This window comes from Streptomyces oceani, from assembly GCF_001751245.1.
GTDB lineage: Bacteria > Actinomycetota > Actinomycetes > Streptomycetales > Streptomycetaceae > Streptomyces > Streptomyces oceani.
In genome coordinates, this window is the sequence record NZ_LJGU01000091.1 from 11,552 (window position 1) to 25,259 (window position 13,708).

At 68.3% G+C, this 13,708-nt stretch carries 14 protein-coding genes; 4 read left to right on the forward strand and 10 right to left on the reverse strand.

Annotation, left to right across the window (positions count from 1 at the left end):
* Nucleotides 1-22: 22 nt before the first annotated feature.
* From AN216_RS01030 to AN216_RS01045, 4 genes are all read right to left on the reverse strand, one after another.
* A complete protein-coding gene (locus AN216_RS01030) occupies nucleotides 23-1,657 on the reverse strand; it encodes a glycoside hydrolase family 3 protein (RefSeq protein ID WP_070194649.1) in 1,635 nt (544 codons plus the stop codon).
* A gap of 6 nt (nucleotides 1,658-1,663) precedes the next feature.
* Nucleotides 1,664-2,515, reverse strand: coding sequence for a carbohydrate ABC transporter permease (locus AN216_RS01035; protein ID WP_070194706.1), 852 nt, complete (start codon nucleotides 2,513-2,515; stop codon nucleotides 1,664-1,666).
* 14 nt (nucleotides 2,516-2,529) lie between these two features.
* Entirely contained in the window at nucleotides 2,530-3,519 is a 990-nt protein-coding gene (locus AN216_RS01040; protein WP_070194650.1) for a carbohydrate ABC transporter permease, read from the reverse strand.
* Nucleotides 3,520-3,597: 78 nt separating this feature from the next.
* Nucleotides 3,598-4,866 carry an extracellular solute-binding protein gene (locus AN216_RS01045; RefSeq protein WP_070194651.1) on the reverse strand — a complete coding sequence of 423 codons (1,269 nt, stop codon included), beginning with the start codon at nucleotides 4,864-4,866 and terminating at the stop codon, nucleotides 3,598-3,600.
* Between the two features lie 280 nt (nucleotides 4,867-5,146).
* Here AN216_RS01045 and AN216_RS01050 point away from each other — a divergent pair, with 280 nt between their 5' ends.
* The 4 genes from AN216_RS01050 (at nucleotide 5,147) to AN216_RS01065 (ending at nucleotide 8,632) form a co-directional block, all read left to right on the forward strand.
* Nucleotides 5,147-5,956: a GntR family transcriptional regulator gene (locus AN216_RS01050; RefSeq protein WP_070194652.1), complete on the forward strand. Its 810-nt coding sequence runs from the start codon at nucleotides 5,147-5,149 to the stop codon at nucleotides 5,954-5,956.
* A gap of 134 nt (nucleotides 5,957-6,090) precedes the next feature.
* Nucleotides 6,091-6,357 (forward strand): DUF3311 domain-containing protein, encoded by a 267-nt coding sequence (locus AN216_RS01055; protein ID WP_070194653.1) that lies wholly within the window; start codon nucleotides 6,091-6,093, stop codon nucleotides 6,355-6,357.
* Entirely contained in the window at nucleotides 6,354-7,955 is a 1,602-nt protein-coding gene (mctP, locus tag AN216_RS01060; RefSeq protein ID WP_070194654.1) for a monocarboxylate uptake permease MctP, read from the forward strand. Before AN216_RS01055 ends, mctP begins: the two co-directional genes overlap by 4 nt.
* 74 nt (nucleotides 7,956-8,029) lie before the next feature.
* Nucleotides 8,030-8,632, forward strand: a complete 603-nt coding sequence (locus tag AN216_RS01065) for a GNAT family N-acetyltransferase (protein WP_070194655.1) — start codon at nucleotides 8,030-8,032, stop codon at nucleotides 8,630-8,632.
* Nucleotides 8,633-8,680: 48 nt separating this feature from the next.
* Here AN216_RS01065 and AN216_RS01070 read toward each other — a convergent pair whose 3' ends face one another.
* From AN216_RS01070 to AN216_RS01095, 6 genes are all read right to left on the reverse strand, one after another.
* The gene (locus AN216_RS01070) at nucleotides 8,681-9,256 is read right to left on the reverse strand and encodes a hypothetical protein (RefSeq protein ID WP_070194656.1); all 576 of its coding nucleotides are present in this window, start codon (nucleotides 9,254-9,256) and stop codon (nucleotides 8,681-8,683) included.
* A gap of 174 nt (nucleotides 9,257-9,430) precedes the next feature.
* Nucleotides 9,431-10,063, reverse strand: a complete 633-nt coding sequence (def, locus tag AN216_RS01075) for a peptide deformylase (protein ID WP_070194657.1) — start codon at nucleotides 10,061-10,063, stop codon at nucleotides 9,431-9,433.
* A gap of 94 nt (nucleotides 10,064-10,157) precedes the next feature.
* A complete protein-coding gene (locus AN216_RS01080) occupies nucleotides 10,158-11,159 on the reverse strand; it encodes a tetratricopeptide repeat protein (RefSeq protein WP_070194658.1) in 1,002 nt (333 codons plus the stop codon).
* Nucleotides 11,160-11,532: 373 nt separating this feature from the next.
* Nucleotides 11,533-11,856 carry a mycothiol system anti-sigma-R factor gene (gene rsrA, locus AN216_RS01085; RefSeq protein WP_070194659.1) on the reverse strand — a complete coding sequence of 108 codons (324 nt, stop codon included), beginning with the start codon at nucleotides 11,854-11,856 and terminating at the stop codon, nucleotides 11,533-11,535.
* Nucleotides 11,853-12,584, reverse strand: a complete 732-nt coding sequence (locus AN216_RS01090) for a sigma-70 family RNA polymerase sigma factor (protein WP_070194660.1) — start codon at nucleotides 12,582-12,584, stop codon at nucleotides 11,853-11,855. The genes rsrA and AN216_RS01090 overlap by 4 nt, the downstream gene beginning before the upstream one ends.
* A 331-nt stretch (nucleotides 12,585-12,915) precedes the next feature.
* Nucleotides 12,916-13,641 (reverse strand): alpha/beta hydrolase family protein, encoded by a 726-nt coding sequence (locus tag AN216_RS01095; protein ID WP_244502264.1) that lies wholly within the window; start codon nucleotides 13,639-13,641, stop codon nucleotides 12,916-12,918.
* Nucleotides 13,642-13,708: the final 67 nt, after the last annotated feature.

Consider the following 13,708-nt stretch of genomic DNA (forward strand, 5'->3'; position numbering starts at 1 on the left):
TGTTGCTGTACGACGCGTGGATTCAGCTGTCGGCGCCCTTGCCGACGATGACCTCCGCGGCGGCTCGTCCGCATACGCGTGCGGCACCGTGAGTGGCGATGTGCAACTCCCCCACGGGCGGTGCCTGGGGCAATCCCATCTCGACCACGACAGTCTGTGGCCGAGCGTCGAGGAGAGCATGCAACGCCTCACTCATCCACGAATGGCGGTGAAGGTCACGTACTACTGCGACGATCCTACGGTCCGCGGCCTCGGCGAGCACAGCCGAGACCCAGTCCTGCCTGGCCACGCTGGCCAGCGCGTCCTGCGCGTGGGTCACCGTCCGTGTCCCGGGGAGCAGCCGTGCCAGCTCAGCGGCCAGGCCCCAGGGCGTCTCGTCACCGACGGCGATGTTCGCGAGCGGCGTGAACGCCACGACGAACGGCGGCTCGACGATGGGCTCATAGTCATCGCGTCCGGTGACTCGCAGTGCCCGTCGGGCCGCCATCAGCCCGGTCTCCTCGGCGTCGTCCGTCCAGGTCGCGGGGGTCGGGGGCGCCGCGCTCGGCCGCACGTCGCCGGGCGCACCCTCCTTCACCGCCCCGTGTGCCGTGCTCCGGCTCCTGTCCGCGTTGCCGCTCCCGTCCTGACTGCCGCTCGTCCAACGCGCCAGGACGCGTACCCGTGCTGCGGCGTCGGCAAGCCGCTCTCTGGTCAGCTCGCCGTCGCGTACGGCCCTCACCAACGCGTCGCGAAGCCGCAGCACGGTGTCCTCGTCGGCCAGTCCGCCACCGACACAGATGGCGTCTGCTCCCGCGGCGAGCGCGAGCACGCTGCCGCGCTCCAAGCCGTAGGCGGCCGCGATGGCCTGCATCTCCATCCCGTCGGTGACGATCAGCCCGTTGTGCCCGATGCCACCCTGGTCCCGCGGTGCCCGAAGCAACCCGCTGAGTACGGCCGGGCTCAGCGTGCCGGGTCGGTCGGGGTCCAGCGCGGGCAGCAGGATGTGGGCGCTCATGACGCACCTGCAACCCGCGGCCACCGCCGCGCGGAAGGGCACGAACTCCCGTTCGTCCAGGGTCTGCTGTTGGGCGTCGATCCTGGGCACCGAATGGTGCGAGTCGATGGCGGTGTCGCCGTGCCCGGGAAAGTGCTTCACACAGGCCGCCACCCCGGCCGCCTGCAACCCCTCGACATACGAGACGGTGTGCCGGGCCACGAGTTGGGGATCGCTCCCGAAGGAGCGGACTCCGATCACCGGATTGTCCGGGTTCGCGTTGACGTCCGCCGACGGTGCCCAGTTCAGGTTCACCCCGCACGCGGCCAGTCGCCGCCCCAGGGCGTGCGCTACCGCCCATGTCAGTTCCGGATCGTCGACCGTGCCCAACGCGAGATTGCCCGGGAAGGAGGAGCCCGTACGAGCCTCCAGTCGGGTGACGTCCCCACCCTCCTCGTCGATGGCCACCAGCACGTCCGGCCGTACGGCACGAAGCTCCGCGGTGAGTGCGGCGAGCTGTTCCGGGGACTCGATGTTGCGGCCGAACAAGGCGACCGAGCTGAGGCCTGCGCGCAGCTGCCGCAGCAACCACTCGGGCGCCGAGGTACCGGTGAATCCGGGTTGCAGGACGGTGAGTACGTCCCGGGCCAGGGAACGGTCCGTGGGTGCGAGGGTCGTCATGGGGCGCTATCCCTTCACTGCGCCGGCGCTCAGGCCACCGACGGCTCGTCGCTGGAGGAAGAGGAACAGAAGGAGGACGGGTATGGCGAACAACGAGGAAGCGGCCATCGTGGCACCCCAGTCGTTCCCGAAAGCCGTCTGGAACTGCGTCAACCACAGTGGCAGGGTGTACGCCTCGGATTCCTTGTTGAGCACCAGCACCATGGCGAACTCGTTCCACGCGGTGATGAACCCGAAGAGCGAGGTGGACATCAGCCCGGGTGCCAACAGCGGGAAGACGACCCGGAAGAACGCCTGGGTGCGGCTGCACCCGTCGATCAGCGCGGCGTCCTCCAGTTCCTTGGGCACCGCGGCGATGAAGCCTCGTAGCGTCCAGATGGTGAACGGCAGCACCATGACGAAGTACACCAGGGTGAGGAAGCCGATGCTGTTCAGCAGTTCGGCGTCGCGGGCGATCAGGTACATCACGATGACCATGACCTCCCAGGGGGCCATCTGCGCCATCATCACCGCCAGCACCAGGCCCTTGCGTCCGCGAAACCGCATCCGGACGATCGCGAAACTCGCCGCCAGTGCGACGAGGAGGGCAAGCCCCACGGCCCCCAGCGTGACAGTCAGGCTGTTGCGGACGTACGTCCAGAACATGTCGACACCGGCGGCGGTGCCGTAGTGCTCGAGGGTGGGGCTGAAGAGGAAGGTCGGGGACTTCGTGAGCACCTCGGACGCGGGCTTGAAGGACGTGGAGAACATCCAGTACACGGGGAAGAGGAACACCGGCACCAGGCACAGCGCCACGGCGTTGGGCCAGACCCGTCCCAGGCTCCTGCGTCGCTTGGCGCGTACGGCCGCCTTGTCGATCAGCGTGGGGTTGCTCACTGCTCCTCCTCCTGCTTGAGAATCAGGCGGAAGTAGTAGGACATCGCGGCCAACAGGATCAGGATGGTCAGTACGGAGGCGGCGGCCGCGGTACCGAAGTTCATCTGGGCCATTCCCTCGACGTAGGCGAACACCGGCAGGGTCTCGGAAGCGCGGTCGGGTCCGCCCCCGTTCAGCGCGACGATCTGCGCGAACGCCTTGAACACCCAGATGATCTCCAGGAACGTGGTGATGAGGAAGAACTGCTTCATCATGGGGAAGACCACCGATCTGAAGAGCCGCCAGTTCGAGGCGCCGTCCATCCGAGCGGCCTCGTACAGCTCGGGGCTGATGGTGGTCAGCCCGGCGTACAGGTTGAGCGCCACGAAGGGCACGGACGCCCACACGATGAGCAGCGTGACGATCGCCAGGGTCGAGAAGCCGCTGTCGAACCAGTTGTGCTGCTCGTAGCCCGCGAAGCCCAGCTCCCGCATCACCCAGTTCACGACCCCGAACTGGGTGTCGAAGAGCCAGCGGAAGACCGTGGCGGAGGCGACGATCGGCATGGCCCAGGCCATCACCAGCGCCAGCGAGAGGAGCAGGCGCATCTTCTTGCCGAGCGTGTTCAGCAGCAGTCCGACGAGCGTGCCGAGCACCATGATCAGCGCCACGTTGGCCGCCATGAACACGAAGGTGCGCAGCACGACGGTCCAGAAGGCGTCGTCGTTCAGCAGCCCCGTGTAGTTGGACAGGCCGGTCCAGACGGTCTCCCGGGAGATCATCTCCGTCCGACCCAGCTGCTGCAGCGAGAGGACGATGTTCCGGGCCAGCGGATAACCCAGGAAGACCAGCAGTGCCAGGACTGCCGGCGCTATCAGTACGTACGGCAGCGCTCCGGCCGGCGCGCGCAACCGGGCTCGCTGGCCGCTGTCGTTACCCTCCGACTTGGGTGCGCCGGCGGGCAACTCCTCGGTGGCCGGGGGCGTGCCCCGGGTTGACACGGTCATGGCTCACTTCCTCGCGGTGACGGCCTGGGCTGCGACGTTCCGCCCCCCGTGGGGCAGGGGGCGCGAAGCATCCGCGATTCAGCTCTTGTTGATGCGCTCGGCGATGACCTCGTCCGCTTCCTTGCCGGCCTTCTTCGGGTCCGTGCCCTTGAGCACCTTGGTCATGTACTCCTTGATCGGGTTTGGTTCCGTCTCGACGTTCGCCCAACCCGGAGTGACGGGAGTGAGGCGACCGACCTTGGAGGTTTCGACCATGGCCGCGGCGAAGGAGTCCGCTTCCGGCTCGATCTGGGCGGACTCCCGGTTCGGCAGCAGTCCGCCTTCCGTGGCCTCGGCGTACTTCCGCATCCACTTCTCCGAAGTGGCCATCCGCAGCCAGTCCTTGGCGAGTTCCTTGTTCGGCGAGCGCTCGGAAACCGCGAGGTTGGAGCCACCGAGGAAGACGCTGCCCGGCTTGTCCGCGCTCTTGCCCGGTATCGGGAAGTAGCCGAAGTCCGCCTCGCCGCCCGCCTTCTTGATGGCGTCCAGCGCGCCCGCGGCTTCCCATCCCAGACCAATCCAGGAGGCGACCTTCCCCTTGGGCACGACGTCCGTGGACTGCTGGGGCTTGGCCTCGTCCGTGTCCTTGGGTGCGGTGGAGAAGGACTGCAGCTTCTTGTAGAAGTCCATCGCCTTCTGGGCCTCGGGGCTGCTCAACGTGCCCTTCCAGGTGTCCCCCTGCTTGGCAGCCAGGGTGCCGCCCTCGTCCCAGAGCAAACCCGCGAAGACGTACCAGAACTGGCCTGGAAGGTAGATGGGCTGCTTGTCGGTCTTCTCCTCGATCTGTCGCAGCCCGTCGACCCACTCGTCCCGTGTCTTGGGTGGTTTGATCCCGGCCTTCTCGAAAGCCTTCTTGTCGTAGACCACGACACGGCTCGCGGCGTACCAGGGGGCGCTGTACAGCTTCCCGTCCAGTTCGGTCGAGGGCACCATGCCCTCGTTCCAACTGTCGTAGCCGAGCTTGCCCTTCATATCGGTGAGCTCCGCGAGCCCGCCGGTGGCAGCGTAGCCCGAGGTCTGCGTGTTCCCGAGTTCCAGGACGTCCGGGGGCGAGTCCTCGGAGAGCGCGGTGGTGATCTTCTCCTGGATGCCGTTCCAGTGCTGAACCTTGATCTCGACTTGCACGCCCTTGTGCTTGGCCTCGAACGCCTTGTTGAGTTCCTTCGCCCAGGCGTCGGGCGCCGAGCCGTCCATGGCCCAGATCGTGAGGGTGTCGTCCCCGCCCGCACTGTCGCCGTCCGACCCACAGGCCGTGAGGCCCGCCACCATGGCGGTGGCCCCCACAGCCGCTATGAGCTTGCGCTTCACGCCGTTCCTCCTCAATGGACCCGAAACCCGCCCACCGAGCTGACCGAGAACAGACGCCGGGCGCTGACCGTGGACACGGGCTAATGGTTTAGACCATTCCCGAAGCTTGGCCTAGACTTTTATGGAGTGTCAACGGTGCCGCATACTCACGTGTGTTCCGTTACCGGAACGACATCTCGGCTCGGACGTCCGCACCAGCTCGGCACATGCCACGATGTGAACCGCCACGTACACGGAGGAGCCGGTGACGCCAGCAGCGCACAGGTCGGGAAGGGATGCCATGGGCAGCGACGGGGTCACGGCCACGGCGGGCAACGCGGACAGCGCTCGTACCACGGAAGCCGGCGGCGGAAACGGTGGCGGCACTGGCGCACGGACCGCCCGAGTGCCCAAGTACTACCGGCTGAAGCGGCATCTCCTGGAGATGACCGAGACGATGCCGCCCGGCACCCCCGTACCACCGGAGCGCACGCTCGCGAGCGAGTTCGACACCTCGCGCACCACGGTCCGTCAGGCACTCCAGGAACTCGTCGTGGAGGGCCGGCTGGAGCGCATCCAGGGCAAGGGCACGTTCGTCGCCAAGCCCAAGGTCTCACAGGCCCTGCAACTCACCTCGTACACCGAGGACATGCGCGCCCAGGGCCTGGAGCCGACCTCTCAGCTGCTGGACATCGGCTACATCACCGCGGACGACAGGATGGCCGAACTGCTGGACATCCCCGCCGGCGGACGGGTGTTGCGGATCGAACGGCTACGGCTGGCGAGCGGCGAACCGATGGCCATCGAGACCACCCACCTGTCCCAGAAGCGCTTCCCCGCCCTGCGCCGCAGCCTGGCCAAGTACACCTCGTTGTACACCGCTCTGGCCGAGGTCTACGGCGTGCATCTCGCACAGGCGGCGGAGACGATCGAAACCTCGCTCGCCACGCCCCGCGAAGCTGGGCTGCTGGCCACGGACGTCGGGCTGCCGATGCTCATGCTCTCCCGACACTCCCAGGACGCCGCCGGTGAACCGGTCGAATGGGTCCGGTCCGTATACCGGGGCGATCGCTACAAGTTCGTGGCCACGCTGGAACGTCCGGCCCTCTGATCCCGGTCAGCGGAAGCATCTGCCGCATGGCCATCCCGTTATGGGCAAAGGTAGTGACGGGAAGCCGGTTCTCTGACTACGTTACCTGCGCAGCATCAAGATCATGCCAGCTCAGGACGGACGGAGCAGCAGCCATGTCACCACCATCCTCGTCCGGCGGCGGGCCAACCGTCACGCCCAACCGGGTGTTGATCGCACTCTGCCTGGTGGTGCCGTTCGTCGCGATGCTCTGGGTCGGCTCCTACGACAGTGTGGAGCCGACCCTCATCGGGGTCCCCTTCTTCTACTGGTACCAGATGCTCTGGGTGCCGCTCTCGACCGCGCTGACCGCCGTCGCGTACGTCCTGCTGCGCCGGGAGAAGGCCGCGCGCAAGCGGCAGGAGGAGGGGGAGGTCCAGTGAACGACGGCGTCAACGGAGTCGCACTCGCGGTCTTCACCTTCTTCTTCCTCCTGGTCACCGTGATGGGCTTCATGGCCGCACGCTGGCGCAGGGCAGCCGAAGCCGACAACCTGGACGAATGGGGCCTGGGTGGACGGAGCTTCGGCACCTGGGTCACCTGGTTCCTGCTCGGCGGCGACCTGTACACGGCGTACACCTTCGTCGCCGTGCCAGCCGCGATCTACGCGGGCGGGGCCGCCGGGTTCTTCGCGGTGCCGTACACCATCCTCGTCTATCCGCTCATCTTCACCTTCCTGCCCCGGCTCTGGTCCGTCTCGCACCGTCGCGGGTACGTCACCACCTCGGACTTCGTGAAGGGCCGCTTCGGCTCCCGTGGGCTGTCCCTGGCGGTGGCGCTGACCGGCCTCCTCGCGACCATGCCGTACATCGCACTGCAGTTGGTCGGCATCCAGGCGGTGCTGTCCGTGATGGGCATCGGCGGTGGGGAGTCGACCCACTGGTTCATCAAGGACCTGCCACTGCTGATCGCCTTCGGCGTGCTGGCGGCCTACACGTACTCCTCGGGCCTACGGGCACCCGCGCTCATCGCCTTCGTCAAGGACGCGCTGATCTACCTCGTCATCGCGGTGGCGATCGTCTACATCCCGATCGAGCTGGGTGGCTTCGACGAGATCTTCAGCAGCGCCGAAGAGCGGCTGTCCGAGACCGGTGGTTCGCTGGTGGCCGGCCCGGAGGGGCAGTGGGCGTACGCCACGCTCGCTTTGGGCTCGGCACTCGCACTGTTCATGTATCCGCACTCGATCACGGCCACGCTCTCCAGCCGCAGCCGCGAGGTCATCCGCCGGAACACCACCATTCTGCCGATGTACTCCCTGATGCTGGGTCTGTTGGCGCTGTTGGGCTTCATGGGCATCGCAGCCGGGATCGAGGTGGACAACGGGCAACTGGTGGTACCGCAGCTGTTCGAGAACATGTTCCCGGACTGGTTCGCGGGCGTGGCCTTCGCCGCGATCGGCATCGGTGCCCTGGTGCCGGCCGCCATCATGTCCATCGCCGCCGCCAACCTGTTCACCCGCAACATCTACCGGGACTTCTTCCGGCCCGACGCCACGCCGGCTCAGGAGACGAAGGTCTCCAAAATCACCTCTCTGCTGGTCAAGGTGGGTGCGTTGGCCTTCGTGCTGACCCTGGACAAGACCACCGCCATCAACTTCCAGTTGTTGGGTGGCATCTGGATCGTGCAGACGATGCCGGCGCTCGTGGGCGGCCTGTTCACCCGGTGGTTCCATCGCTGGGCCTTGCTGGGCGGCTGGGCGGTGGGCATGGTCTACGGCACCGTGGCCGCGTACAACGTCTCCAGCCCAACCCAGGAGCACTTCGCGGGCAGCAATGACACGATCCCCCTCATTGGCGAGATCGGATACATCGGGTTGACGGCGTTCGTGCTCAACGCGCTGGTGACGGTCGGTCTGACACTTGTCCTGCGGGCGCTGAAGGCACCGGACGGCAAGGACGAGACGGAGCCCGGTGACTACACCGCCGACGCCGGGGACCCCCAGGTGCGCGAGGAACTCCCGGCGCCCGCCGGCGACCGCTGAGCCATCCCTCGTACTCCGTCCAGCTCCGCGCCCCGCTGACGCGATTGTCAGTGGGGCGCGGCATGCTTGGACTCATGGAGATCACGATCCGAACGGCGCGTCCGCGGGAGTTCGCGGATATCTCGGAGCTGACCGAGCAGGTGTACGTGGGCGACGGCTTGTTGACGTACGGCGCCGCGGACCCGTATCTCGCCCGGCTCCGGGACACCGCTGGCAGAGCTGAGCACTCGGAGATCGTCGTGGCCGTACGGGAGGAGGACGTGACGGACGCGAGCGCGACCGACGCAAGCGCACGAGCGGGCCAACTCGTGCTGGGCGCCGTGACGTTCGTGCCGGAGGGCGGGAAGTGGGCTCAGGTCGCCGGACCGGACGAGGCGGAGTTCCGGATGCTGGTGGTCGGCCGTGCCGCGCGTGGGCGAGGCGTCGGCGAGTCGCTGGTCCGCGAGTGTCTCGCCCGAGCGCGGGAGCGGGGGCTGGCCCGGGTGGTGCTCTCCAGCGATCCCCTGATGAAGACCGCACACCGACTGTACGAGCGTCTCGGGTTCCGTCGTACGCCAACTCGGGACTGGGAACCGATACCCGGCCACGCCCTGTGGACGTTCGCGGTGGAACTCCCGCCACCGGGAAGCGGGAGACCACACACGGAGGAGCGTGCCGCGGAGGTCCGGAGAAGGTGAACCGGCGCCTCCGTCCCGCGCTGCACCGTCGTCAGGTGCGGAAGTCGCTCAGCAGCCGCCGCAGTTGTGATAGGTCACGTCCCAGTGATCGCCCTCGCGGTAGTAGACGTTGCCCGAGCCGGACTCCCATTTCGAGCCGCCGATGGAGGTGAAGGTGTTCTTGATGTAGTTGTCGAGACAGTTGGACAGGCTGAAGTCGACCTTGTAGCCGTTCCAGTGGCTGTACTCGCCGCTGGCGTGTCCCGTCTCCGTGCCACCGGTGAGGTTGATCCCGCAACCGCTGGCGCTCTTCAGCGTGATCACCCCGTCGACCGTCGCCGAGTTGATCTGGTCGAAGGACGTACAGGTCGACGTGTTGCGGTCGGAGCACCCGCCGCTGGACGACCAGGTCAACCCGGCGTCCTCGAACTTGGCGGTGGCCTCCCCATGACTCAGCTTGGCGAGGGGCTGGGCTTCGGCCGCGGCGGACCGCCCACTGTCAGAGGAGGGCGCGGTCGCCACCGCGGCGCCCGTGCCGGAGATCGCGAGAGCCAGCACCGCTCCCGCACCGACCAGCAGACGCGTTCGCCCGCGTGGTCTGGGGCGGGACGCGGGACTGTCGTTCTGGACCAGGCCACTGAGCATGATGCCTCCGTACGGTGTGGGGGCGGCTGGCGGGCGAGAGTGCCGGCCGGCCGTTCCGCCGACTTTGGCGTGCCCAGGACAATCGCGTCAATGCCTGGCCCGTGCCGCCAATGGCGGGCCCATTGACGACACGTCGCCGTACCTCACCGCGCCCGCTCGCTCAGCCCGTGGCGATCAGTCGTTGGGGACGGTGTCGTAGCGCGGCGTGCCGTCCGCCATCTGTCGCAAAGCGTCCTTGCGGTCCCGCTTCGAGAGCCGGTCGATGTAGAGGTAGCCGTTGAGATGGTCAGTCTCGTGCTGCAGACAGCGCGCGAAGTACCCACTGCCGCGCACCACGATCGGCTTGCCCTGGAGATCCTGGCCTCGCACCACCGCGTAGTCCGGTCGGGCCAACGGGACGTAGGCGGTGGGCACCGACAGGCACCCCTCGTTGGACTCGTCCAACAGACGCTCGCCGGCGGGGAGTTCGTCCAGCACCGGATTGCAGACGTAGCCGACGTGCCGCACGTCGTCATCGTCCGGACAGTCGTAGACGAAGACCTTCAGATCGACCCCGATCTGGTTCGCCGCCAGGCCGACGCCCTCCGCCGCGTGCTGGCTCGCGAACATGTCGTCGACCAGGCGCGACAACTCGTCATCGAACTCGGTGACCGCCGCGCACTCCCGATGTAGCACGGGATTTCCCACGACCGTGATCGGACGTGCCGCACCACGCGCCCGATGCGCCGCTTCACGCTCCGCGCAGTCCTCGGTGTCGACAACGAACTCGCCGGTGGTCTCCGGTCCGGTCTCCTGCTGCTGCGCCATGACGCCGTACGCCTTCCTCACCCCGGTCCACCGGACCGCCTCTGGTCTTTCCGCCCTACAGAGTACGGCCCACAACACACGCCCCGTGCCGCGGTCAGCACACCTCTTCCAGGTCCCGCCACTCCCTGCTGTCCGGGCTGTCCGCCACCCAACTGTCCAGCAGCCCGCGCACCAGCCCGGCCGGCGCGGCGAGACCGCACTCCCGCTCCGCCACCCACAGGTCGCCCGGCCCGCCGGCGGTCATATGGCCGAGTGGGCCCGGATGCCCGGGCGAACTGTGGTCATGCGGGTCCAGGTGCAAGGCACCGTCGCCCTCGTCACTCGGCATGCTGCTCTCCGAGCAGGAGCGGCACAGCAGTCGTACGGACGAGGACCAGTCCTCCGCGGCGAAGCCGGCCTCGGCGGCCAGACGCTCCAGGGCGTCCCGGTCCGCCTCGGTGGCCGCGTCAAGCAACACCACCCAGGTGGGCACCGGGGAGGGGGCCCACAACTCGATCTCGTCGAACACCGGATACGAGTGCCCCCTGCCCGTGGTGCGCTCGCCGTGCGGCACTCCGTCGTGCAACACCACCTCGCCCCAGCGACGGCCTGACGACGGCAGCGGAATGCTCTGGACCAGCAGCCTGGCCGGATCGACCCGACGGCCCCACACCACCTCGGCCTCGCCCTCCGGCGAGAGGCGCACCGTCGCGCTGCCCAGCCGCATGCCGGTGGGTTCTCCGGCCGCTGCCGAACCACGTGCCTCGCCCGGCACCCGCAGCCCGTACGCCTGCCAGGCGCGCCGTGCCAGCGGCCAGTCCTGCAGGGCGGTCGCGGCGATGCCGACGTTCCACCAGTCGGGCGCCCCGGTGTCCCGGTCCAACAGCGCGACCGCGCGCAGGCCAGCGGACCGCGCCTGCTCCCAGTCGTGCCGGAACTTGTGCAGCAGCGCGAGGTTGAACCACGACTCGGACAGCCATGGCTCCAGGTCAGCGGCTCGGGTCAGCAGAGCACCGGCGTCCTCGTAACGACCATCGCCGATGAGCGTGAAAGCGCGGTCAGTGGCCTGCCGCCAGGAAGCGGAGGGCCGGTGCCGCTCCTTGCCGAAGATCCTCACTATGCCGCCTGATTCCCGCCTGTCGGTTGTCCGGTGTGCTGTGGTGCCCGTCCGACGCGAGGCGACGCGGTACGACGCCATGCGCGCTGTCGGGTTCCCCTCTTCGCATCCAACCATGCCCACTCGGACGCCCGCTCACTACCCTGTATCCGGCCGTCGGGAAATCAGCCGTGATCCTTCGGGCGCCCGGCTCTCCGCCCCAGCGCGGACAGCCCGTTCGGCGCCTCCGCACCGGACGGGCAGGGTTTCGCCACTCCTCCACCCGGCTGCTCCGCATCCCTCGCGAGACGGCTCGGGAGCCACCTGATCGAGTGAGTGGCGGACGTACGTGCCGCCCGCTAACCGGGCGCGTACCTGAACCGCAACTTCCCGTTCAGGCCAGCTTCTTGCGCGGACTGGCGCTCGAATCGCTCTCGTCCACCGACTCCTGTGCGGGCGCTTCGCCCGCCCGGATCGACTCGATCCGGCTCATCACCTTGGACCGCAGGTCGGCGGGCACGTCGTCGTGTCCACAGCACCGTCCGACGAGCTTCTTGACCTCCTGCTCGAGGCCGTACTTCTCCAGGCACGGGGAACACTCGTCGAAGTGCTCCTGGAACTTCTCGCACGCCTGGTCGGGCATCTCCTGGTCCAGGTACTCGTAGAGATGGTCCAGGATCTCGGAGCAGTCCGTCTCGTGTGGCTCTCCACAACTCATGAGCCCGAGCCCTTCCGGTCGTGCGACTCCCCCGACCCCGGCGTCGTCGGGGAGACCCCGCGGCCCGGCCTGTCCGGAACGGACCCGCCCGCCGCCGGCGCGACCCCCGCCGGAACCAGCCCGCGCTCCTGGGCGTAGTCCTCCAGCATGCCGCGCAGCTGCCGACGTCCGCGGTGCAGACGGGACATCACCGTGCCGATGGGTGTCCCCATGATGTCCGCGATCTCCTTGTAGGCAAACCCTTCGACGTCCGCGAGATAGACGGCGATCCGGAATTCCTCCGGAATGTCCTGCAGCGCCTCCTTCACGTCCGAGTCCGGAAGGTGGTCCAGGGCCTGGGCCTCGGCGGAACGCAGCCCCGTGGACATGTGCGACTCGGCCCGTGCCAACTGCCAGTCCTCGATCTCCTCGGCCGCGCTGCGCTGTGGCTCGCGCTGCTTCTTGCGGTAGGAGTTGATGAAGGTGTTGGTGAGAATGCGGTACAGCCACGCCTTGAGATTGGTGCCGGCGCGGAACTGGTGGAAGGACGCGTAGGCCTTCGCGTACGTCTCCTGCACCAGGTCCTCCGCGTCCGCCGGGTTGCGCGTCATGCGCAGGGCGGCGCTGTACATCTGGTCCAGAAACGTGAGGGCGTCCCGCTCGAAACGTGCGTTCCGTTCCGAAGCGGTCTCCTGCGGCGTGCTCGGGGCGTGCTCCGTGCCGTCGTCGGTCCCTGGGACTGCACCCACCTCCTGAGACGAAGCGCGGGCCCCGGGTGCGGACCCGTTCCTCTCGGAGAATAGACGACCTTCCGCGCCCGGCGCCGCCTGAATCTTCGAGCCACCGGCCAGCGCCAGCGTGGCCCAGTCCAGGTCAGCAGCCTGAGGACGCTGTGGGCAAGCGACAGAACCCATGAGGGCGGCTTCCTCTCGTTTCGGCGTACCCGAGCCTCTCCCGGCCGGGGTCGCCCGTACAACAACAACCACCCGACGCGCATTCCCGCCCCGGCCGACGGCTTCCCACGGCGTACGCCAGCCGGATGACCGGCGCCAGGCCACGTCCGAGAACGCGCACATGCTCTCAACCCACCGCGCCGTACCCCCGCAACCAGCTCAGCACCCCGTCCGTCAGCACGGTCAGCGCCGCCTCCTGGCCGATGTCCGAGCGCTTCGGCACCGCGAAACCGTGGTCTCCGTCCGGCACCTCGACGAGGTCCGTGCCAGCGGGAAACTCACCCGGTACGCCGAACGGGTCACGCCCGCCCTGGACGACCAGGACCGGAAGTCCGACCTCCGCCAACTCCTCGAGCCGGCTGCGCTCCGGCTTGCCCGGCGGATGCAGCGGAAACGACAAGGCCAGCACCGCCCGTGCACCGACCTCCCGTGCCGTGCGGCAGGCCACCCGGGCACCCGCGCTCCGTCCACCGGCCACCAACGGCAGCCCCGGCGCGGCCAACATCGGCCACACCGCCGTCCATCCGGCGTCCAACGTCTTCGGTGCCGGGGCGACCTTCTTCCCCGCCACTCGCCAGGGCTGCTCGACGAGGGCGACCGTCACGCCGTACGCCGGAAGCCGGGCGGCCAGCGCGACCAGGTCGCGGGCCTCTACCCCGCCCCCGGCACCATGCCCGAGTGCCAGCACCACACGGGCGTCAGCGCTGAGGCGCCAGGTGATACGGGCATCGCCAGCCGGCGTGCGGACGATCTCACGCTCCGTCGCCGCGGCGGGATCCACCGCGCCCGCCTGCCCGGGCTTCGCCGCCCGGGACGTGGCGGACCGCCCTCCGGGCTCGGTCACCTCACGCATGGCTCGCACACTCCTCCGACCGACTCCGTGAGCCGGAGCGCTCCGTCCTCGGCAACACCGCGGCGAA

Excerpts from the sequence above, each read along its gene's own strand:
- AN216_RS01070 (WP_070194656.1), bottom strand. The coding sequence starts at position 9,256 with ATGCTCAGTGGCCTGGTCCAGAACGACAGTCCCGCGTCCCGCCCCAGA.
- AN216_RS01065 (WP_070194655.1), top strand. The coding sequence starts at position 8,030 with ATGGAGATCACGATCCGAACGGCGCGTCCGCGGGAGTTCGCGGATATC.
- rsrA (WP_070194659.1), bottom strand. The coding sequence starts at position 11,856 with ATGAGTTGTGGAGAGCCACACGAGACGGACTGCTCCGAGATCCTGGAC.
- def (WP_070194657.1), bottom strand. The coding sequence starts at position 10,063 with ATGGCGCAGCAGCAGGAGACCGGACCGGAGACCACCGGCGAGTTCGTT.
- AN216_RS01050 (WP_070194652.1), top strand. The coding sequence starts at position 5,147 with ATGGGCAGCGACGGGGTCACGGCCACGGCGGGCAACGCGGACAGCGCT.
- AN216_RS01040 (WP_070194650.1), bottom strand. The coding sequence starts at position 3,519 with ATGACCGTGTCAACCCGGGGCACGCCCCCGGCCACCGAGGAGTTGCCC.
- AN216_RS01095 (WP_244502264.1), bottom strand. The coding sequence starts at position 13,641 with ATGCGTGAGGTGACCGAGCCCGGAGGGCGGTCCGCCACGTCCCGGGCG.
- AN216_RS01055 (WP_070194653.1), top strand. The coding sequence starts at position 6,091 with ATGTCACCACCATCCTCGTCCGGCGGCGGGCCAACCGTCACGCCCAAC.
- AN216_RS01030 (WP_070194649.1), bottom strand. The coding sequence starts at position 1,657 with ATGACGACCCTCGCACCCACGGACCGTTCCCTGGCCCGGGACGTACTC.